Origin of the sequence: Nocardia alni, from assembly GCF_019038435.1 — a bacterium.
GTDB lineage: Bacteria > Actinomycetota > Actinomycetes > Mycobacteriales > Mycobacteriaceae > Nocardia > Nocardia alni.
Genome location: NZ_JAGPOX010000014.1, coordinates 49,822 through 68,855, shown reverse-complemented (window position 1 = coordinate 68,855; position 19,034 = coordinate 49,822). Strand labels below are relative to the sequence as shown.

The 19,034-nt window shown below is 67.7% G+C and carries 21 protein-coding genes and 1 pseudogene; 17 read left to right on the top strand and 5 right to left on the bottom strand.

The window, feature by feature from the left end:
- Positions 1 to 81: 81 nt before the first annotated feature.
- Positions 82 to 366: a YciI family protein gene (locus JZ791_RS08315; RefSeq protein WP_216893608.1), complete on the bottom strand. Its 285-nt coding sequence runs from the start codon at positions 364 to 366 to the stop codon at positions 82 to 84.
- A 16-nt stretch (positions 367 to 382) separates the two neighbouring features.
- Positions 383 to 967 (bottom strand): amino-acid N-acetyltransferase, encoded by a 585-nt coding sequence (locus JZ791_RS08310; RefSeq protein ID WP_216893607.1) that lies wholly within the window; start codon positions 965 to 967, stop codon positions 383 to 385.
- 229 nt (positions 968 to 1,196) lie between these two features.
- On the opposite strand from JZ791_RS08310, the gene pgsA reads away from it, so the two are divergent.
- From pgsA to JZ791_RS47160, 6 genes and pseudogenes are all read left to right on the top strand, one after another.
- A complete protein-coding gene (gene pgsA, locus JZ791_RS08305; RefSeq protein WP_308162839.1) occupies positions 1,197 to 1,937 on the top strand; it encodes a CDP-diacylglycerol--glycerol-3-phosphate 3-phosphatidyltransferase in 741 nt (246 codons plus the stop codon).
- Positions 1,934 to 2,434: a CinA family protein gene (locus JZ791_RS08300; protein ID WP_216893636.1), complete on the top strand. Its 501-nt coding sequence runs from the start codon at positions 1,934 to 1,936 to the stop codon at positions 2,432 to 2,434. Before pgsA ends, JZ791_RS08300 begins: the two co-directional genes overlap by 4 nt.
- A 91-nt stretch (positions 2,435 to 2,525) precedes the next feature.
- Positions 2,526 to 2,933, top strand: coding sequence for a helix-turn-helix domain-containing protein (locus JZ791_RS08295; protein WP_216893606.1), 408 nt, complete (start codon positions 2,526 to 2,528; stop codon positions 2,931 to 2,933).
- 239 nt (positions 2,934 to 3,172) lie between these two features.
- A complete protein-coding gene (locus JZ791_RS08290; RefSeq protein ID WP_216893605.1) occupies positions 3,173 to 3,985 on the top strand; it encodes a PspA/IM30 family protein in 813 nt (270 codons plus the stop codon).
- Positions 3,986 to 4,296: 311 nt separating this feature from the next.
- Positions 4,297 to 5,076, top strand: a complete 780-nt coding sequence (gene pspM, locus JZ791_RS08285; protein WP_308162837.1) for a phage shock envelope stress response protein PspM — start codon at positions 4,297 to 4,299, stop codon at positions 5,074 to 5,076.
- 59 nt (positions 5,077 to 5,135) lie between these two features.
- Positions 5,136 to 5,249, top strand: a pseudogene (locus JZ791_RS47160) (peptide deformylase); the annotation flags it as partial.
- Positions 5,250 to 5,346: 97 nt separating this feature from the next.
- On the opposite strand, the gene JZ791_RS08280 reads toward JZ791_RS47160, so the two are convergent.
- Positions 5,347 to 6,057: an SDR family NAD(P)-dependent oxidoreductase gene (locus JZ791_RS08280; protein WP_216893604.1), complete on the bottom strand. Its 711-nt coding sequence runs from the start codon at positions 6,055 to 6,057 to the stop codon at positions 5,347 to 5,349.
- Positions 6,058 to 6,158: 101 nt separating this feature from the next.
- On the opposite strand from JZ791_RS08280, the gene JZ791_RS08275 reads away from it, so the two are divergent.
- From JZ791_RS08275 to JZ791_RS08240, 8 genes are all read left to right on the top strand, one after another.
- Positions 6,159 to 6,767, top strand: a complete 609-nt coding sequence (locus JZ791_RS08275; RefSeq protein ID WP_216893603.1) for a TetR/AcrR family transcriptional regulator — start codon at positions 6,159 to 6,161, stop codon at positions 6,765 to 6,767.
- Between the two features lie 213 nt (positions 6,768 to 6,980).
- Positions 6,981 to 8,009 carry a hypothetical protein gene (locus tag JZ791_RS08270; protein ID WP_216893602.1) on the top strand — a complete coding sequence of 343 codons (1,029 nt, stop codon included), beginning with the start codon at positions 6,981 to 6,983 and terminating at the stop codon, positions 8,007 to 8,009.
- Positions 8,010 to 8,488: 479 nt separating this feature from the next.
- Positions 8,489 to 9,517 (top strand): FAD-dependent oxidoreductase, encoded by a 1,029-nt coding sequence (locus tag JZ791_RS08265; protein ID WP_216893601.1) that lies wholly within the window; start codon positions 8,489 to 8,491, stop codon positions 9,515 to 9,517.
- A 67-nt stretch (positions 9,518 to 9,584) separates the two neighbouring features.
- A complete protein-coding gene (locus JZ791_RS08260; RefSeq protein ID WP_216893600.1) occupies positions 9,585 to 10,523 on the top strand; it encodes an endonuclease/exonuclease/phosphatase family protein in 939 nt (312 codons plus the stop codon).
- An 89-nt stretch (positions 10,524 to 10,612) separates the two neighbouring features.
- Positions 10,613 to 11,047, top strand: coding sequence for a maleylpyruvate isomerase N-terminal domain-containing protein (locus JZ791_RS08255; protein ID WP_254205366.1), 435 nt, complete (start codon positions 10,613 to 10,615; stop codon positions 11,045 to 11,047).
- A 255-nt stretch (positions 11,048 to 11,302) separates the two neighbouring features.
- A complete protein-coding gene (locus JZ791_RS08250; protein WP_254205365.1) occupies positions 11,303 to 13,777 on the top strand; it encodes an MFS transporter in 2,475 nt (824 codons plus the stop codon).
- A gap of 18 nt (positions 13,778 to 13,795) precedes the next feature.
- On the top strand, positions 13,796 to 14,677 hold the full coding sequence (locus tag JZ791_RS08245) for an alpha/beta fold hydrolase (RefSeq protein WP_216893597.1): 882 nt from the start codon (positions 13,796 to 13,798) through the stop codon (positions 14,675 to 14,677).
- 158 nt (positions 14,678 to 14,835) lie between these two features.
- Complete coding sequence (locus tag JZ791_RS08240) at positions 14,836 to 15,297, top strand: VOC family protein (RefSeq protein WP_216893596.1); 462 nt, start codon at positions 14,836 to 14,838, stop codon at positions 15,295 to 15,297.
- Between the two features lie 56 nt (positions 15,298 to 15,353).
- On the opposite strand, the gene JZ791_RS08235 is transcribed toward JZ791_RS08240, so the two are convergent.
- Positions 15,354 to 16,538: a YbfB/YjiJ family MFS transporter gene (locus tag JZ791_RS08235; protein ID WP_216893595.1), complete on the bottom strand. Its 1,185-nt coding sequence runs from the start codon at positions 16,536 to 16,538 to the stop codon at positions 15,354 to 15,356.
- A gap of 29 nt (positions 16,539 to 16,567) precedes the next feature.
- Entirely contained in the window at positions 16,568 to 16,873 is a 306-nt protein-coding gene (locus JZ791_RS08230) for a muconolactone Delta-isomerase family protein (RefSeq protein ID WP_216893594.1), read from the bottom strand.
- Positions 16,874 to 16,997: 124 nt separating this feature from the next.
- Here JZ791_RS08230 and JZ791_RS08225 point away from each other — a divergent pair, with 124 nt between their 5' ends.
- From JZ791_RS08225 to JZ791_RS08215, 3 genes are all read left to right on the top strand, one after another.
- Entirely contained in the window at positions 16,998 to 17,912 is a 915-nt protein-coding gene (locus JZ791_RS08225) for a LysR family transcriptional regulator (protein ID WP_216893593.1), read from the top strand.
- 150 nt (positions 17,913 to 18,062) lie between these two features.
- The gene (locus JZ791_RS08220; protein ID WP_216893592.1) at positions 18,063 to 18,233 is read left to right on the top strand and encodes a hypothetical protein; all 171 of its coding nucleotides are present in this window, start codon (positions 18,063 to 18,065) and stop codon (positions 18,231 to 18,233) included.
- An 86-nt stretch (positions 18,234 to 18,319) separates the two neighbouring features.
- Positions 18,320 to 19,030 (top strand): PIG-L deacetylase family protein, encoded by a 711-nt coding sequence (locus tag JZ791_RS08215; RefSeq protein ID WP_216893591.1) that lies wholly within the window; start codon positions 18,320 to 18,322, stop codon positions 19,028 to 19,030.
- Positions 19,031 to 19,034: the final 4 nt, after the last annotated feature.

The window sequence follows — 19,034 nt, the reverse complement described above, 5'->3', positions numbered from 1 at the left end:
TTATGTCCGGTTTGGTACGTCCGGAGGGTCGTCCGTGAGCCGATCGGCGTCCTCGTGCCGACCGGCTCACGGCTGAGATACCTAGTCGGCGAACGCGCCCATGGTGGGCTTCCACTCGACGATGCGGGACTCGGCCACCAGCTTGTGCTGGGCGAACGGATCCTCGGTGAAGAGCTGCTGCGCGGCGGCTTTGTCGTCGGCGCGGATGACGATCAGCGCACCCGAACCGTCGGGGTAGGCGCCGCTGCTCAGGACGGTGCCCTGCGAGAGCAGTTGACCCAGCCAGGCGCGATGCGCGGGACGGTGCTCGTCGCGGCCCGCGGCCTCGGATTCGGCGTAGGTGTAGTGGATGGCGAATATGGGCATCGAATCCTCCGAGGAACTAGCGGGGACGGTCGGCCGAGGGAGCCGGCGGGGTGGATGAATTCAGGGTCAGCAGCATACGAGTATTGCCGAGCGTATTCGGCTTCACGTAGCTGAGATCCAGGAACTCCGCCACGCCCGTATCGTACGAACGGCACATCTCGGCGAAAACTTCCGCGGTCACCGGCGTGCCATCGATCTCGGTGAATCCATGCCGCTCGAAGAACGGCACCTCGAAGGTCAGCACGAACACCCGCCGCAGCTGCAGCTCCCGCGCGGTCGCGATCAGCTGGTCCACGATCAACCGGCCCACGCCCTTGCCCTTGATCCGCGGGTGCACCGCGACGGTGCGCACCTCGCCCAGATCCGCCCACAGCACGTGCAGCGCCCCGCAGCCGATCAGCTCGCCGTCCAGTTCCGCGACCCAGAACTCCTGGATCGCCTCGTACAGCGTGACCAGATTCTTTTCCAGCAGGATCTTGCCCGCGTACATGTCCACCAGGGCTTTGATCGCGGGTACATCGGAGGTACGGGCACGGCGCACGATGGGGCTGTTCGCGTCAACCCCATCGATCGAACCGCTGTGTGGCACCCGTGTCGTCATGGGGTGCAGAGTAGTCGGCTTCGGTACCGATACTCTGGTGTGGTGCCGCACATCGACCCCGCCCGATCGCCCGAACGTCCCCGGGCCTGTCCCGGTCCAGGGCGTCGATGAGTGAGCGTGCCCCGTGCCGATCCGGCGGGGGCGAGCCGGTGGCGTCGGTGAGATCCAGGTGTGAGTCCGGCCCGTTCGGCGGGACAGTGGCGAGGCCGAGTGCCGGTGGGGCGGGGCTGTGACGGTGCAGAGCGACGATATGAAGGGCTGGGGCGAGGCGCTGGGTTCACGCGGGGACGCCCCCGGTGCGCGGGCGGAAAACGCCAGGGCTCGAGTCGAAAAGGTCAAGGCGCGCGCGGAGAATCTCACGGCGCGATCGAATCTTGTTCCACCGCAGGGTACGACGGTCGAGCCCGCCGCGGTCCCGCTGTTGAATATCGCCAATATCCTGACCATCCTGCGGATTCTGATCGTTCCGATCTTCCTGCTGGCGTTGTTCGCCGGGACCGGCCATGACACCGGTTGGCGGGTTCTGGCCGCGGCCCTGTTCGGTCTGGCGGCCATCACCGACCGCATCGACGGTCAGCTGGCTCGCAAGTACGGCCTGGTCACCGATTTCGGCAAACTCCTCGACCCCATCGCCGACAAGGCGCTGATCGGCGCGGCGTTGGTCGGCCTGTCCGTACTGGGCGATCTGGCCTGGTGGATCACGGTCGTCATCGGCGTCCGGGAGATCGGCATCACCCTGCTGCGCCTGGCGGTGGTGCGGCGCGGAGTGATCCCGGCGGGCCGCGGCGGCAAGCTCAAGACGCTGGTGCAGTCGGTGGCCATCGCGGTGCTGCTGCTGCCGCTGTCCGGCGCGTTCGCCACCGCGGGCCTGTGGCTGATGTACGTGGCGGCGGTGTTGACGGTGGTCACCGGGCTGGATTACGTGGTGCAGGCGGCACGGTTGTGGACGACTCCGCCGAAGCGGCGATGAGCGGGGCGACCGATCCGCTGACCGCGGCGGTTCCGGCCGCCGATCTGGTTCGACGGCTGGTGGAGGCGGACGCGAGCGTGGCGACCGCCGAATCGCTGACCGCGGGCCTGCTCTCGGCCACCATCGCGGGTGTGCCCGGTGCGAGCGCCGTGCTGCGGGGCGGCCTCATCGTCTACGCCACCGATCTCAAACACACGCTGGCGGGAGTGAGCGAACACACACTCGCCGCCGACGGCGCGGTCGCGGCGAGTACCGCCGAACAGCTCGCGGTCGGCGCGCGCACGGTCTGCGGCGCAGACTGGGGCGTCGCCCTGACCGGGGTGGCCGGGCCCGATCCGCAGGACGGGCAGGCGGTCGGGACGGTTTTCCTCGGTATCGCCGGATCGGAGGGTACCGAGGTGTTGCGGTTGAAACTGTCCGGAGACCGGTGGACCATCAGAATGGGAGCGGTCCACGCGGCCGTTACCGAACTTGCCCGCAACCTGGGTGGGGGATAGCGGCGGCCACGAATGGGAACCAGTCGGCGGTAAACGACGTTGTCACTGCATAGGCTCGGTCCGGCGAGGCATGAACCGTAAGGAGAACGAGATGACGCTGCTGCGAGAGGCCATCGGGGAAAGTCTGCGGCGTGCTCGGATCGCCCAGGGCCGGACCCTTCGAGAGGTGTCGTCCTCGGCACGGGTGAGTTTGGGGTATCTGTCCGAGGTGGAGCGCGGCCGTAAGGAGGCCTCCAGCGAATTGCTGGCGGCCATTTGCCAGGCCCTGGACCTGCCGCTGTCTCAGGTCCTGTCCGATGTGAGTAGCACGATGGCGGAGGCCGATTTCGCCGCGGCCGGCGCCCAGCGCGAGCCGGCCGCCGCCGACCGCGCCACGGCCCCGGCCGCCGAGCCGGCGAAGGTCCCGGCCGCGTCGGCCTTCGGCCGGATCGCGGGTGAGACCAGGATCGTCATCCCGGCGCCGAGCGCGGACAAGCTGGTGTTGGTCCAGGCCAACTGAGCGGATGCGGGCCCGGCTCAGCAGGCCGGGCCCGTCCGGGCGACGCGACGGGCCGAGACTCTGTGCCCGCAACGCTGTACGACGGAGCGGAAACCGATAGATTCTCTGTAGGCTTCGGTCACAGGCGGTTTTCCACCCGTGGCGCCGGGCAATGGAGGATAGGGACTAGGCAGTGCGTGACGGTCGCGCACTACAGCCGCGTTTGGAGCGCGGCGCGTCAGATGGAGGCGGGATCAATCGTGGCTAATCCGTTCGTCAAGGCCTGGAAGTACATGATGGCCCTCTTCGACTCCAAGATCGAAGAGCACGCGGATCCGAAGGTCCAGATCCAGCAGGCCATCGAGGAGGCTCAGCGCCAGCATCAGGCCCTGTCACAGCAGGCCGCGTCGGTGATCGGAAACCAGCGTCAGCTGGAGATGAAGCTGAACCGTCAGCTGGACGAGGTGGAGAAGCTCAACGCCAACGCCAGGCAGGCTGTCATGCTCGCCGATCAGGCCACCACGGCCGCTGACACCGAGAAGGCGATCCAGTACACCAACGCCGCCGAGGCGTTCGCCGCCCAGCTGGTCACCGCGGAACAGGGCGTAGAGGACCTGAAGGTCCTGCACGACCAGTCGCTGCAGGCCGCCGCGCAGGCGAAGAAGGCGGTCGAGCAGAACGCGATGCTGCTGCAGCAGAAGGTCTCCGAGCGCACCAAGCTGCTCTCCCAGCTGGAGCAGGCCAAGATGCAGGAGCAGGTGTCCGCCTCGCTGCAGCGGATGGACTCGACCCTGTCCGCCCCAGGCACCACGCCGAGCCTGGACGCGGTGCGGGAGAAGATCGAGCGTCGCTACGCCAACGCGCTGGGTGCGGCCGAACTGGCCGGCAATACGGTGCAGGGCCGCATGATGGAGGTGCAGCAGGCCAGCGTCCAGATGGCCGGGCACAGCCGCCTGGAGCAGATCCGCGCGTCCATGCGCGGAGATTCCCTGCCTGCCGGGGATGCCGCGCCGCAGGCCGTTCCGCAGCCGGCGCAGCAGCAGATCAACAAGGGACAGGCCGCGCAGCAGTAGGTGGGTCTGTTGCCAGGGTTGCCGGACGGTATGGGTCGCGTTGCCGGAGGGCCGGTGGCAGGCTGGATGTCGGAGCTGCGACAGGTAGCCCGAGGTAACCGGGAGAGGTACGCACAATGACCGAGTCGCGGGCAGCGAAGCGACCCGGTACTCGTGGTGCCCGTAGCGCGAATCCCGATGCCGATGCGCGCTCAGCCGCAACTACCCGACCGGATGCCGGGTCGAGTCCCACTGAGCAGACGGCGTGGCCAGCGAGCATAGGAAATACTGATTGCCCAGTGCCCACACGGTCTGCTCAGGCGGGGTTCGGTGTGCGGAACTTGCCGGATGCCGTGCGCGAGGTGGGGGAGCATGCGTTGCATGCGGTGCGCGCGTGGGCCGAACCGCGGGAGCGGGAACTGCGTCGGCGGCGACGGGCGCGGCGGCGCAGCCTACGGTGGGGTGCCGCGTCGGGGATCACCGCTGTGGGGGCTGCGGGGCTGGCGATCGCCTCCGCCCCGGTGTGGGCCGTGGTCGTGCTCGGAGGCGGCGCGGCGGCACTGGTCACCGGTGCGGCCATGAGTACTCGGCAGTATCTGGAGTTGCGGCGGAATCCCTTGCCGCAGGCCGCATTCGTGCCCACCAAGCTCCCGTCCGTGCGTTCGAGCGCCCGGGAGCCGATCGCCCGGTTGGTGCGCGCCGAACGGGCGATGTACACGTTGGGTCACCAGATCGCTCAGGCCGGCCGGATATCGGCCGAAGATGTGACCGACACGATGGAGACCGCCGCTTCCTGCGCCGCGGCCCTGCATGCTCTGGCCGCCGATGCGACCGCTGTGGAAAAGACCATTGACCTTGTCGGACAAGGGGATACGGCTCGGAATCTGTTCGAGCAGCTGCGTGCCATCATCGCCCGACTGGATGTCGGGGTCACGGAGTACGAGCGGCTGGTCACCGCGGCGGGCCGGATCCTCGCGATCCCCACGGTCACACCGACCGACGCCGACATGTCCCTGGAGTCTCTGCGTGACTGTGCCGACCGTCTGGACGGCTGGGCGCAGGCCCTGACAGACCTCTCCGATAGTCGGACCAGCGGCAACGTTGGTCTCTGACCGGCCAGGGGCAACTGGTCGCGGGCACGGCGACGGTCTTGTGGCAGACGGTCCGGGCCGAGGGCTGCCTCTCGGTTCCCGGCGAGTGGTTTCCCACCGGGCGAGCGGCGGGAATCCCGGGCGGCACGCAGGATGATCAGGGGCAAGGGCTGAACCGGGCCGGCAACAGTTGGTTGCCGGGCTGATTCACGACCCGCGATCGGCCTCGGCTCGGCCGCGATAGGCGATCCTGGCCCGTCGAAATCGTGACGTTGGTCTCCTGTCGGGTGATCACGCGCCGATCGTTGTCTCGAACCGGTCGCGTTTCGTGTAGAGATCCCAGGCCGCGTCGGCCAGCAGCGTTGGATCGAGGGGTTCGGGCAGTAGTGACGGATCGAATTGTCGCGCGAAGTATTCCGCCGATTCGCTGCCGCCGATCATCCCGGCTACCTGGACGAGTCCGGCGTAGACGCCGGTGTCGGCGAGCGAGGCGTGCAGATTCTGCAGATAGCTCCGGGCCGCGGTGGCGACTACGACCGTATTGCCGACCTGGGGGAACGGCACACCGGCCGGTCCACCGAGTCCGAACAGCACCGCCCCGTCGCCACGTTCGAGCATGCGCGGCAGCAGCAGGGCGATCAGATCGGCGGGTGTGCGCAGCAGAATGTCCAGGCCGAACTCGAACGATGTGGCATCTGCGGCGCGAATATCGACCTGCTGCCGCACGAAATCGGGCCCGGCGGGCGCGTAGTGGAGCACGTCCGGATCGCCGAACCGGTCGACTATGGCCAGCACCGTCGAGCCCAGCCGGCCGCGGTCGGCTAGATCGGCGGCGAATCCGGCTGCCTCGATACCCTCGTCGGCCAACTCCGTGACCATTCGGTCGAGCTTGGGCTGTGTACGCGCGACCAGGGCGACCCGGAAACCCTCCCGGCCGAACCGTCGCGCGACCGCGCGGCCGAATCCCGGCCCGGCTCCGAATACGGCGATGGTCTTGGTCATGGGATCCTCCAGGGAAAAGTAGATAAGTTGACGCATTCGTCAAGTTATGGCTCGAAGGCTACCGATAACTCGACGATGTCGTCAACTTATAGAATCCGATCATGACCTCCTCGACACCGCGCCCGCTGCGCAGCGATGCGCGGCGCAACCGGGCCCGACTGCTGGACGCCGCGCGAGAGATGTTCGCCGCGCACGGGGTCGACGTGGCCATGGCGGATATCGCCCGGCACGCCGGGGTCAGCAACGGCACGCTCTACAATCGGTTTCCGGCGCGTGAGGATCTGATCGAGGCCGTGTTCGTCGACCGGCTGGAATCCCTTGCCGCTCTTGCCGAGCGCGCCGCCGCCGATCCGGATCCGTGGCGTGGATTCGTCGCCTATCTGACCGGCATGTGTGAATTGCAGGCCGGTGACCGAGGTTTCAACGAGATCGCCGCCCGCGGGATGAGATCGCCTGCGGTACAGCCGCTTCGCGCCGCTGCCTACGATTCGTTGACGCACCTGTTCGACCGCGCCAAGCGTGGCGGTGCGCTGCGCGCGGATGCCTCCATCGACGATCTGGCCTTCGTTGTCTGGGGTATCTCCCGGACGGTCGAGGCGACCCGCGAGTATGCACCCGATGCCTGGCGTCGTCACCTGGCCCTGCTCGTCGACGGGTTCCGGGCCGAGGGTGCGTCGCCGCTGCCGGAGTCGGGTCTGCCCAGGCATTGAGCGATCCCGGCTTGTTGCGATGGAGTGACCGCACCTCCAATGCCGAAGGCACGGGGAAATAACGGAACTGCGATGACCGTGCACGGGGGTTCCAGATAGTGCGCTTTGGGGTTCGTCCGCGGTACACCGGAGATGAGCGGACCGCGTCGTGAGTGAGTCCCCGACGCAGGGAGTCTCACGCACGGTGTCGGCCGGCGCCGTCGAGGAGGTGCTATGGACGAGCGCAGTGGGCGGATCATGCGGGCCGCGCATATCGGAGGTGGTGCGCGGCATCGCGGAAACGCAGTGCATGACACTCGATCCTGGGAAACGATCACCGCTGCTCTCGACCGGGTCTGCGGGCCCGGAAAGTCCAGCGGTGACTGGGTGCGGTACCTGTGCCCAGTCCATGAGGGCGACGGCAGGCCGCACAATCCCTCACTCGGTGTGGTGTACAACCGTCGCAAAGGCAAGACCGTCGTCCGCTGCTTCGCCGGATGCACCGATGAGGCGGTCCTGGCCCGGCTCGGTCTGCGCATCAGAGATCTCTTCGATCGCCCGTCGGACCATCAATTCTCCAGCGGCACAGGGAGTTCCCGACATGAATCGACCTCGCTCGCGGATCGGGCGATTCTGGCCGCGGGACTGTCGCTGGACCGGCGCAAGCCCGACCCGGGCCGCATCGTCGGCCGTACACGCACGATCGCCACGTACATCTACCGCCGGCCCGACGGTCGTCCCGAAGGCCGGATAACCCGCAGGCACACTCCCCGCGAGCGCGGCCACGACAAACACTTCTCCCAGGAGCGTATGACCGAGAACGGTTGGTGTAGCGGGGGATTCGCGCCCATCCCGTTCTTCCTCCCGGATATCGCGGCCGCCGTGGCCGACGGCGCCGACATCTATATCTGCGAAGGCGAACAGGACGCCTGTGCCGGCCGCCGCGCGGGCCTGATCGCCACCACCAACGCCGGAGGCGCCCTGAGCTGGCACGCGGATCACGCCGCCTGGCTGCGCGGAGCCCACCACATCTGGATCGTCACCGATCGCGACGCTCCGGGCTACCGCCGGGCCGTCAGGGTGGCGGCGACTCTGTGGAGCCTGGTCGACGACATCCGCATCGTGCAGGCCCGCGACGGCAAGGACCTGACCGACCATTTCAACGCCGGCCACCTCGGCGAGGAACTCGATCCGGTTCCCTTGCTCGACAACCACTTTCGTACACGCCAATCGCTGTCGGGTGAGGTCCGTCGGTTGAGTTGATGCCGGATCAGCCGGAAGCCGTCGGCGACCACCGGCGAGGTGTTGTGCGGGACGGCGGCGAGAGGTGGCGAAGGTGCGCCGTTCGCGCTGATTGGCAGTCCAGTACGTCAATCCCGATAGACATGGCGCGGTTTTGCGGATGGCGTCAGCCGCGCGGATGATGAGGTCACTACGTCGCGTGGTGGATGAAGATAGCCGGTCGTCAGGGTGACGTCGGGCTCGGCCGTAACATCGGACCCAGCCCGACGCTGATCACGGCCGCAACCCCGCACTCGTAGCTCGCGATCGACCCACAGTTTGTCCTCGGGTAGTACCGCGCTCTGTCACTCGTCGACGTCGAGTTCTCCGGTGATCTCGGGCCTCTACTTGGGATCTGGCGATGTCTCGGGTATCGCCCGGATGTGTGCGGACCTATGCTGGCGTCGGCGGCCGTTGTGGGACCGCGGGGGGAATGCGGGACCGGTGTTAGGAGTGGCGGTATGGTGACGATTGTCGGTGGCGGGATTTCCGGAACGGTTCTCGCGGGTGCGCTTGCCGCCGGCGGACATTCCGCCATTCTGTACGAGCGCCAACCCGCCGCGCGGGGCGGGCAGTTTCTGGTGCTGGACGATCGTGCGCATCGGGCCTTGGCTGAGCTCGGCGTCTCGGTCAATGAATTGCACAGCGTCTCACATGCTTTGACGGGACTTCGCGTCGCGCACTCGGCCGATCGGGTTCGTGACAATCCGCGCGAGGGTTACCGGCTGTACTTTCGCATCGATCTCATGCGGGTGCTGAGTGAATTCGCCTCCGCGACAGCCGCGCAACTGCACTACGACACGGCGATCACCTCGGTCGATCCCGCTACCGGGGCGCTTCGCACCGGCGCTGTCGAGATTCCCTGTGACGGGCCGATCGTTGGGGCGGACGGGCCGGATTCGATTGTGCGGCAATGCGTCGATCCCGATCGCCGACCGGAATACGCGGGCCAGGTGGTGATCTACGGCACCACGTCCCGGCCCGTGCGACTCGACAGTGCGCCGCATGTACTGCACTTCCAAGGACAGCGCGGTGACGACGCCATCCCGGACAGTACCTTCGGCCACTTCTGGAACGACGACGTCTCGGTCTGGTTCACCCGTTTGACCATCCCGCCGCTGCCTATCGAGGATCTCGGGGTACGCCCGGTCGATCTGTGGGCCGAGCAAATCCGCCGCGCTGCGCCGTCGATCGGTGAACTGGTCGAAACCATGGTCACCGCAACCGATTCCGTTCACGTGATCAACGCCCGCAACGTCCCCCTCGCGGCCGCCCGTCCCCCGAGCGAGCGAATCGTCCTGTGCGGCGACGCCGATCACGCCATCACCCCCGCCGCGGGTGTCGGCGCCCGGGACGCCATCGAGGACGCCCGCGCGATAGTCCAGGCCATCACCTCGGGCGCATCCTTGTCGAAGGCCGTGAGCGCCCGCCGCTCGGAAATCCTCGCCGAGCGAGATCGTGTCGAGCGCGCGTACCAGCGGGTGCGGTAGGACCGCGTGCGCTGGTTCGCAGGTGGCGCTCAGTCGGGGCACAGGGTGTGCGACCAGGATCGATGACGTGCTGATAGCTGTGTCGATCCTGTTGCTCGTGGTGGCGCTGGTCGGGCTGGTCACGCGGTCGGTGGATTCGCGGCGGCAGCCGGTGATCGTGGTCGCCTCGCTCGCGCCGTGGTTGATGGCCGCGGCGGTTCCGGCCGCCGTGCTGGCGGCTGCCGCGCAGGCATGGGCGGTGGCCGTGGCGAGCGTCGTGGTCATCGGTGTGGCGGTGGTCACACAGTGGCCGCTGTACCGGGCGCGGTGGGCTCGTCGATCGCCGGTGAACGGGCGGCGGCTGCGGGTGATGCAGGCGAACATCTTCATCGGTGCGGCGGATCCGCAGGCTCTGGCTGCGACGGTCGAGCGACTGGATATCGAGGTGCTGACCGTCTGCGAGGTCACGCCCGAGGGTTTGGACCGGCTTATGGCCTCCGACCTGCCCCGGCTGCTCCCGTACTGCCACTACAGCACCGGCGAGGTCGGCGACGGCACCGGAATATGGAGCCGCCATCCGCTCTCGGAAACTCGTCGCCACGACGGCTTCGTCACCGAATTACTATCCGCCAGAGTCGATCTCCCAGATGGTCCGGCGCCGCTGGTATTCGCCGTCCATCCGGTGCCGCCGTGGCCCCGCAAGCCCGCCGACTGGCTGCGCGAAATGGAACTGCTGCGCCAGCGGCTGGCCAAGATCCCGTCCGACGACGGCCCGGTCATCGTCGCCGGCGATTTCAACGCCACCGCCGACCATCGCCCATACCGAGCCCTGCTCGACGGCGACTTCCGCGATGCGGCACAGTCGGCCGGCGCGGGCATCCAGCCCACCTGGCCCGCCGATCGCCGGTACCCGGCCATCATCGCGATCGACCATATTCTGCTGCGCGACGGTGAATTCCACGAGGTGCACACGGTCCCGCTGCCCGGTTCCGACCACCACGGAATCTGGGCCGAGCTGACCGTCTAGTTTTCCGCCGCGTGGATGGATCCGAGGCTGGATTGCGTTGACGGTCGAGGGAGTGCGAGAGTCGATAGAGGGGCGGAAGTATGGTCGCGATGTCCGTCATGGAATTCTTCGCGAATGCCGAGTCGTTCCAGGCGGACCTGGACGCGCAGATCAACACGATGATCCGCGACAACGGTGAGAAAGCGGCGTCCGACGGTCCGAAATCCTTGGTGGCCACCGTTGAATCGGCCATTGCTCACCAGCGCGACGCGCTATCGGCCGAACCCGCCGATCGAGTCGTCTCGTTCATCGAAAAGCCGATGCGCATAGACGATTTCCTCCTGACTCGTATGCTGGAGCTCGTCGTCCACTCCGACGACTTGGCCCTGAGCGTCGGTCTCCCGACCCCTGCCTTCCCGCCCCATGTCTTCGAACCGGTCCTGGACGTCCTGTCCCGGCTGGCGGTAGCCCGCCACGGCCAACTCGCCGTCCTACGCGCCCTGAGCCGAGCCGAACGCGCCCCAGCCACCATCGCCGGCATCTGAGACGGGTGTTCGCTCGTCACGAACTCGTCGACTACTGCTGAGAGTTCACGGATTCTCCGCTGGTTCGCTCCAATGGTCCGGGTTGCGGCCAGTACCGCGCGCGGCGAGAATCGGCGGTTCGGGTAGCTCGAACCAGCCGAGAACACCGGAGTGCGCAAATTGCCCTCCATGATCATCCGATCCGAAATCGCGTTGCTGACGAATAACCAATGTTGTGCACCATTACCTACGAGCGACCGCAGGGATTCCACGACATTGACGAAAACCACGATTCGGGAGAAGGAGACAATTCCGGCTCCGCGGCCGAGTGAGCGAGCGGTGCTGTCGCCCGGGCAGATTCGGACCGTGCTGTCCGGGCTGATGCTCGGCATCTTCCTGGCCGCTCTCGATCAGAACATCGTGAGCGTGGCGATCGTGCGGATCGCCGACAGCCTGCACGGGTTCGACCAGCAGGCGTGGGCGACGACGGCGTACCTGATCACCGCGACGATCACCACCCCGCTGTACGGCAAACTGGCCGATATCTACGGGCGAAAGCCGTTGTATCTCACGGCGATCGCGCTGTTCGTGATCGGGTCCGCGGCGTGCGCGTTCGCCACCTCGATGTACGAGCTCGCGGGATTCCGCGCCTTCCAGGGGCTGGGGGCCGGCGGGCTGATGGCGCTGGCGTTCACGATCCTGTCCGATATCGTCCCGGCCCGCGAGATCGTCCGATATCAGGGCGGATTCATGATCGTGTTCGGCGTGGCCACCGTGCTCGGGCCGGTGCTGGGCGGATTCCTGTCCGGTTACGACCATCTGCTCACCGTCGCCGGCTGGCGGTGGGTATTCCTGGTCAACGTGCCGATCGGGGTGATCGCGTTCGCGGTGGTCGCCAAGGTGCTCAATGTGCCACTGGCGCGGCAGAAGCATCGGATCGACTGGTTGGGCGCGATCACCCTGACCGTCTGCGTCGTGCCGCTGCTGATCGTCGCCGAACAGGGCCGTGAATGGGGGTGGGAGTCGCATCGCGCGCTGGCCTGCTACGCGGCCGGGGCAGTGGGATTCGTGCTGTACCTGCTCGTGGAACTGCTGATGAAGGACGCCGCGCTGACCCCGCTGCGCATGTTCCGCAGCTCCACCTTCAGCGTCGCCATCCTCGGCGGCACGATCGTTGGCATCGCCATGTTCGGCGTCATCGTCATGGTGCCGCTGTATTTCCAAGTGGTGCGCGGATATTCGCCGACCCGCGCCGGCCTGCTGATGATGCCGCTGGTGGTGGGCATCATGATCGGTGCGCAGCTGTCGGGAATGGTCACCAAATCCACCGGGCGGTACAAGATCCTGCCGGTGCTCGGCAGCTTCGTCATCGCGGTGGGCGGAGCACTGTTCGCGCTGGTGCACTACGACAGTCCGCTGTGGCAGCCGCTGTTGTATTGCGGCGTCATCGGATTCGGCCTGGGCGGATGCATGCAGACGCTGATCATCGCCGCGCAGAACGCCTCCCGCCCCGAGGACCGCGGGACCGCCACGGCGACGGCCACATTCGTACGGCAGATGGGCGGAACGCTCGGTGTCGCGGTATTCCTCACGGTCCTGTTCAACCTGCTGCCCGGTCGGATCACCGTGGCGTTCGGCGGCCGGCTCCCGGCCCAGCTCGCGGGCCGATTGGCCGGAATCCAGCGCGACACCAGCGGTATCGCCACCCTGCCTGCGCAGCTGAAGGCCCCGATCCTGATCGGATACACGGACGCGATGCGCGGCGTATTCGTCATCGCCGCCGGTGTGGCGGTGCTGGCGGCCGTGGTGCTGCTGTTCATGAAAGAGATTCCGCTCGAGGATGAATCGCCGACGGGCCAGCCCGAGGAAGCCGTCGCCGACGACACGTCGGAACTGGTGACCACCTCGGACCGCGCTCCGTTCGACGACGACCTGCACATCGAGGAACTGCTCGAACGCGCGGGCATCGAGACCGATCACTGTGTCGTCGGCCGCGTCCAGCACGAGGACGGCCAGCCGGTGCCCGGCGCCACCCTGACACTGATCGACCAGCGTGGACGGCAGATCACCCGCGCGGCAGGCGAATCGAACGGCGACTACCTCATCGCCGCGCCCGAACCCGGCAACTACGTCCTGATCGTCTCGGCGCAGGGCCACCAGCCCACGGCCACCGGCATCGTGATCGGCTGGACGCCACAGCAATTGGACGTGCCGCTGCACGGAGCCGGTGAGCTCTCCGGCGCGGTGCGCTCCGCCGCGAGCGGTGCGCCCGTGCAGGACACCGTCATCACCCTGACCGACGAACGCGGCGAGGTGGTCGGCTCGGCGATCAGCTCTCTCGACGGCGGCTACACCTGCCGGGGCATCGTCCCCGGCGTGTATACCCTGGTCGCCCTCGCCGAACACATGCGCCCGGGAGCCGCCACGCTCACCATCCCCGAGACCGGAATCCTGCGCCACGACATCGCCCTGGCCCCGAAGGCCGTCCTGGCCGGATCGGTCCGCACCGACGACGACCGACCCGTCCTGGACGCCCAGATCGCCGTCCTGGACGCCGCCGGCGACCTGACCGCCACCGCTCGCACCGATGACAGTGGCAATTACCTGGTGACCGACCTCGCCGACGGTCACTACACCGTCGTGGCCCGCGGCTACCCGCCCGTCACCAGCCGAATCACCGTCGCGGGCGGCGAGGCAACCCACCACGTCCGAGTCGGCTACATCACGGACGAGGTGGTCGCCCACCGCTGAATCCGGCACAGTGGCTCTATGCCACAAGTGAACGCCAACGGGATCAACCTCGAGTACGACATCTTCGGCGACCCCGCCGCAACGCCCCTGCTCACGGTGATGGGGCTGGGCGCGCAGATGACGGGATGGGATCCGGGATTCTGCGAGATGCTGGCCGATCGCGGCGGATTCCGGATAATCCGGTTCGACAACCGCGATGTCGGCCTGTCCGACGGTTTCGCCGGCAGCCCGGTCCCGGATCTCGCCGCGATCCGGGCCGGTGATTTCGCGACGGCCCCGTATCAGCTGGCGGATATGGCCGACGACGCGGCGGCCCTGCTGACCGCCCTCGACATCGACACCGCACACGTGGTCGGTGCGTCGATGGGGGGAATGATCGTGCAGGAGATGGCGATTCGTCATCCGCAGCGACTGCTGAGCGTCTGCTCGGTGATGTCGACGACGGGTGACCGCGCGGTGGGCGGGGCGACCCCGGAGGCGTCGGCGGCGCTGATGACCCCCGCCCCCGCGAACCGCGAAGAGGCCCTCGATCGTGCGGTGAAGGTGGCCCGGGTCATCGGTTCACCCGGATTTCCCTTCAACGAGACTCGCATCCGTGCGAAGGCGGGGGAGGCGTACGACCGGGCCGTGCGCCCGGACGGTTTTCCCCGGCAGTTCGCCGCGATCATGTCCTCGGGCGACCGTACGGAGGCCCTGCGAGGTGTCGATCTGCCGTTCCTGGTGATTCACGGCACCGCTGATCCCCTGGTCGGTCCGAGTGGCGGCGAGGCGACCGCGAAAGCCGTTCCGGGAGCGCGACTGTTGATGATCGAGGGCATGGGCCACGATCTCCCGCCGGGCGCCTGGTCGACGGTCACCGAGGCGATCGTGGACAACGCGGCCCGCTCGTCGAGGAACTGAGGGCTGCTATCCGCCTCGTCAGCGTGCCGCGCACAGAGGACCGATCCTGTCCGCTGTGGGTGTCAGGATAGCCGCATGAATACAGATCGAGACTGGAACCGGACGCTCCGCGAGCAGCGGGAGTTCCACCGCACGCGATCCTCGAACGGAGCACTTCGGTGAGCCGCGATTTCCAGGTCACCTTCGACGCCCACGATCCGGGAGCCCTGTCGAGCTTCTGGCGCGACGCACTCGGTTACATCCATCCCGGCCCACCGGGAGTCGACCTGCCCGCCGACGCCGACCCCCTGGCGGCCTGGAACGAATTCCTCGCCGGCCTCGGCGTTCCACCGGAACAGCGCAATTCGAAATCGGCCATCGAGGACCCGGACGGCCGCGGCGCCCGCGTGTTCTTCCAGCAGGTCCCGGAGGGCAAATCCGCCAAGAACCGTGTCCACCTCGACATACGCGCCGCCCCCGGCCTCCGCGGCGAGGACCGGATGAGCGCCCTGGAAACCGAATGCGCCCGTCTGGTCGCCCTCGGCGCCACCCGAATCCGCCGCCACGACCCCGAACCACCGCTGAGCGCCGGTTTCATCGTCATGACCGACCCCGAGGGCAACGAATTCTGCCTGGATTGACGGCTGTGGATCTCACCGCCCGCACGGCCCAATGACGCCGGCGGGCCGTTGAGCGGCTAGCTCCTCGCCGAGCGGGCCCCGGCAGCGGCTTCGAGACGTTCCGCGGTCGGATATCCGATGCGGAGCGCGGCGGCCGCGACGGCGGCGGCCAGGACGATCAGTGAGGCCAGGATGAGGGCCTGGTGGTAGCCGTGCCGCAACAGCGGTGTGACCACCAGCGGGCCGAGGATCTGGCCGACCGAATATCCAGCCGTCAGCAAGGCGACCGATCGGGGGTATCGCAGATGCGTTCCCGCGGCGAGGGCCAGCGTGGCGACGCCGAGGAATGTGGCGCCGAACAGGACCGCCGAGACGAGCGCGGCGGCGGTTCCCTCGACGATGGTCGGCAGTGCGATGCCCAGAGCCTGCAGGATCAGCGCCACGAACAGCAGGCTGGGGCGAGACCAACGGTGGGACAGCCATGCCCACGCGGCGGCCGACGGTACGGCGGACAGGCCGACGAGAACCCATGCGACGGTACCGAGACTGCCGTGCGTGCCATGGCTGATGGCCGCGACCAGGAACGTACCCGCGATGATGTATCCGATGCCCTCCAGGCTGTAACTGGTGAGCAAGGCGAGGAACCATCGATGCGTGCCGCCGCCCGAGGTCGCCGCGCGAGTGTCTGCCACGGGGTCCAGCCGCAGCTGCCAGGAACCTAGGGCCAGCACGGCGGCTAGCACGGCAGAGGCCCACCAGGCGACCCGCCAGTCGCCGACCGACCGCAGGACCAGCAGCAACAGGCCCGACAGGGCGATCCCGGCGCCGACCCCTCCCACACTCCAGCCCACCCTGTGCGCGTGGTGATCAGGCAGGTGATCCAGGAGTGCCGCGACGGCCGCGACGAAGATGACCGCGCTCACGACCCCGGCGAGCAACCGCAGTGCCGACCAGAGGATCGTGTTGTGCGTCAACGGCATCGCCGCCAGCGTGAGCACGAGCGTGATCAGCGATCCGCGGAATACGACGGGTGCGCGGACAGCGGCCGGCGCGCAGACACCCATCAGCGCGCCGATCAGATAGCCCACATAGTTCGCCGTGGCCAGGTTCGCGGCGCTGGTCGCGGATAGACCGGCCCCCGAAGTCATCAGCGGAAGGATCGGCGTGTACACGAACCGGCCGACGCCCATTCCGGCCGCCAGCGCGGCGCCGCCCCGAATGACCTGTGCCCACGCCGAATTCACGACGGGACGTGGCGACATCAATCCCACAGTCATCGAACAGCCCCCGATCAGCCCCGGTCGGCGTCCGGACGACCCGGATCGTTCGGATGGGACTGCACCGGTGTGACTTTCGCGCTCATCCACAGATGCAACGGCAGGGTGCCCAGCACATTCGCGGCGAGGTCGGCTTCGTCCCGCGCCCGCCACAGCCCGATGCTGCGCAGTTCACCGACCGGGCGCCACAGCCGGACCAGATTCCCGGACGCGGTGAGTTCCTTGGCGCGAACGGCCTCCGCGGCACGCCGGGCATCGACCTCGGACTGCTCCGTACCCTCGGGAATGGTGGTGGTGATCTCCACCAGATACTCCTGCACGACAGTCTCCTTCGGTAGTCGGTTCCTCGTCATCAATCGTCCGTCCGCACCCCGCCGGTAGACCATGACCGGTGTGCTCCCGGCCGATAGGCCCAACCTCCTACCGCAGGTAGCATCGACGATCGTGGAGTTGCGACAGCTCGGATATTTCGTCGCGGTGGCCGAGGAACTTCACTTCGGCCGGGCCGCTCGACGGCTTCTCATCGCGGGACCATCGCTGTCGCAGCAGATCAAGGCGCTGGAACGAGATCTCGGCGTGCGGCTGTTCGTCCGGGACCATCGCACGGTCGCCCTGACGGCCGCGGGGGCGGCGCTGCTGCCGCAGGTGCGAGCGGTGCTCGACGGGGCCGACGCGCTGCGACGGCGCGCCGAGCAACTGGCGGGCTCCGCGACGGTGCGGCTCGGCTACGTCAACTGGCTGCCCGCCGATCTGGCCGCGACGTTGTCCGGGATCGCGCAGCCGCACATGGATCCGTGGGTGGCGCCGTCGCACACGCAGGCGGCCCGGGTCTCCGACGGCAGCCTCGACATGGCCGTGTGCTGGGTGACCACCACCGACCTCGACCGGCTCGGTCTGCACGCCCGGCTGATCGGAGTGGACCGGCTCTATGCGGTCTCCACGGCCCGAGAGGGCTCGCCGATCCGGGCCCGGGATCTCGTGGTGCTGGTGGACGACGACGAGACCTCCTGGGCGTCGTGGAATCACTTCGCCCGCCAGCTGGTGTACGCCACCGGGGCTTCTCTGCTGCGCATCAGGGACGGCGGCATCACCGGTCCCGCTTTCTTCGATCATGTGCGCGCGATCAACCGGGCCGTCCTCAATTCGCCCAAGGGACAGGGCACACCCGTGCCGTCCGACCTTGTCCGATGCCCGGTCACCGCCCCTGAGGTGGTCTGGACCTGGTCGTTGGTCACCCGCCGCGGCGAAGACCGGCCGGCCGTGCTCGCCGCCGTGGACGCCATCGCGCACCAAGTGGGCGATCTCGGCATTCGCGCGGACGGCACTTGGCTGCCCACCGACGACCCGCATGTCCGATAAGCCCGGTTGCACTCCGGCCCATGTCCTCGGGAACAACCCTGAACTTTCCCTGATTTCGGTGATGACCTGGTGATTTTCCGCCGGGGAGTCGGCAGTATGGAGGAAGTCGGATCGCGGAATCCGGCGCAAGACCTTCGGGAGGAATAGAACATGTTCTGGAAGATTCTGGGCGTCGTCGCGCTCGTGTGGCTGGCGTTGATCGTCGTCGGTGCGCTGGTGAAGGCGCTGTTCCCGATCGTGATGATCAGCGCGGTCGTCTTCGGGCTGTACCTGCTGTACAAGGCACTGTCGGGCTCGAAGTCCACCGCCGACAAAATGTAGTGCGACACGCTGTCGCGCACACAGACTGTAGGCCGTCCGCTGGTTCCGGGCGGCCCATTCGGTTGTCCGGTGCTTGAATGAGTGTCATGAAGCAGGTACCCGAGGACTGGCAGCGTGGGCTCGTGATCGTCGCACATCCCGACGATGTCGAGTTCGGCATCGCGGCCGCGGTCGGCCGGTGGACCAGCCAGGGCAAACATATCCGCTATGTGCTGGCCAGCCGCGGTGAGGCGGGGATCGTGGGGTTGCCGCCGGGGCAGGCCGGGCCGCTGCGGGAGGCGGAGGAGAGCACCGCGGCCAAGGCCGTCGGCGTGCAGGAGGTGGAATTCCTCGGTTTTCCGGACGGGCGAATCGAGCAGGGTCTGCCGCTGCGGCGTGATCTGGCCCGGGCGATTCGCCGATATCGGCCGGAAATGGTGGTGCTGTTCAACTTCGGCGACATCTCGGCGTCCGGCCGTCCCAACAGCGCCGATCATCGTGCGGTAGGGCGGTGCGCGCTGGACGCGATCGACGACGCCGCCAACGAGTGGATATTCCCGGAGTTGGGCGGGCTGCCGATCTGGTCGGCGCGGTGGGCGGCGGTGGCCGGGCCCGTCGTCACGCATGCGGTCGACGTCACCGAGAGCGTCGATGCCGCACTGGAATCTCTTACGGCACACGGGCGTTATCTCGCGGCGCTGAGTTCGCAGTCGGTGGCCGCGCAGGCCAGGGCGATCGTCGAGCAGTCCACCGCCCCGGTGGAGGGATTCGGCGCCGCGCGGGCGGTCGGCTTCGAACTGTTCTCGTTCCGCGACTGAATCG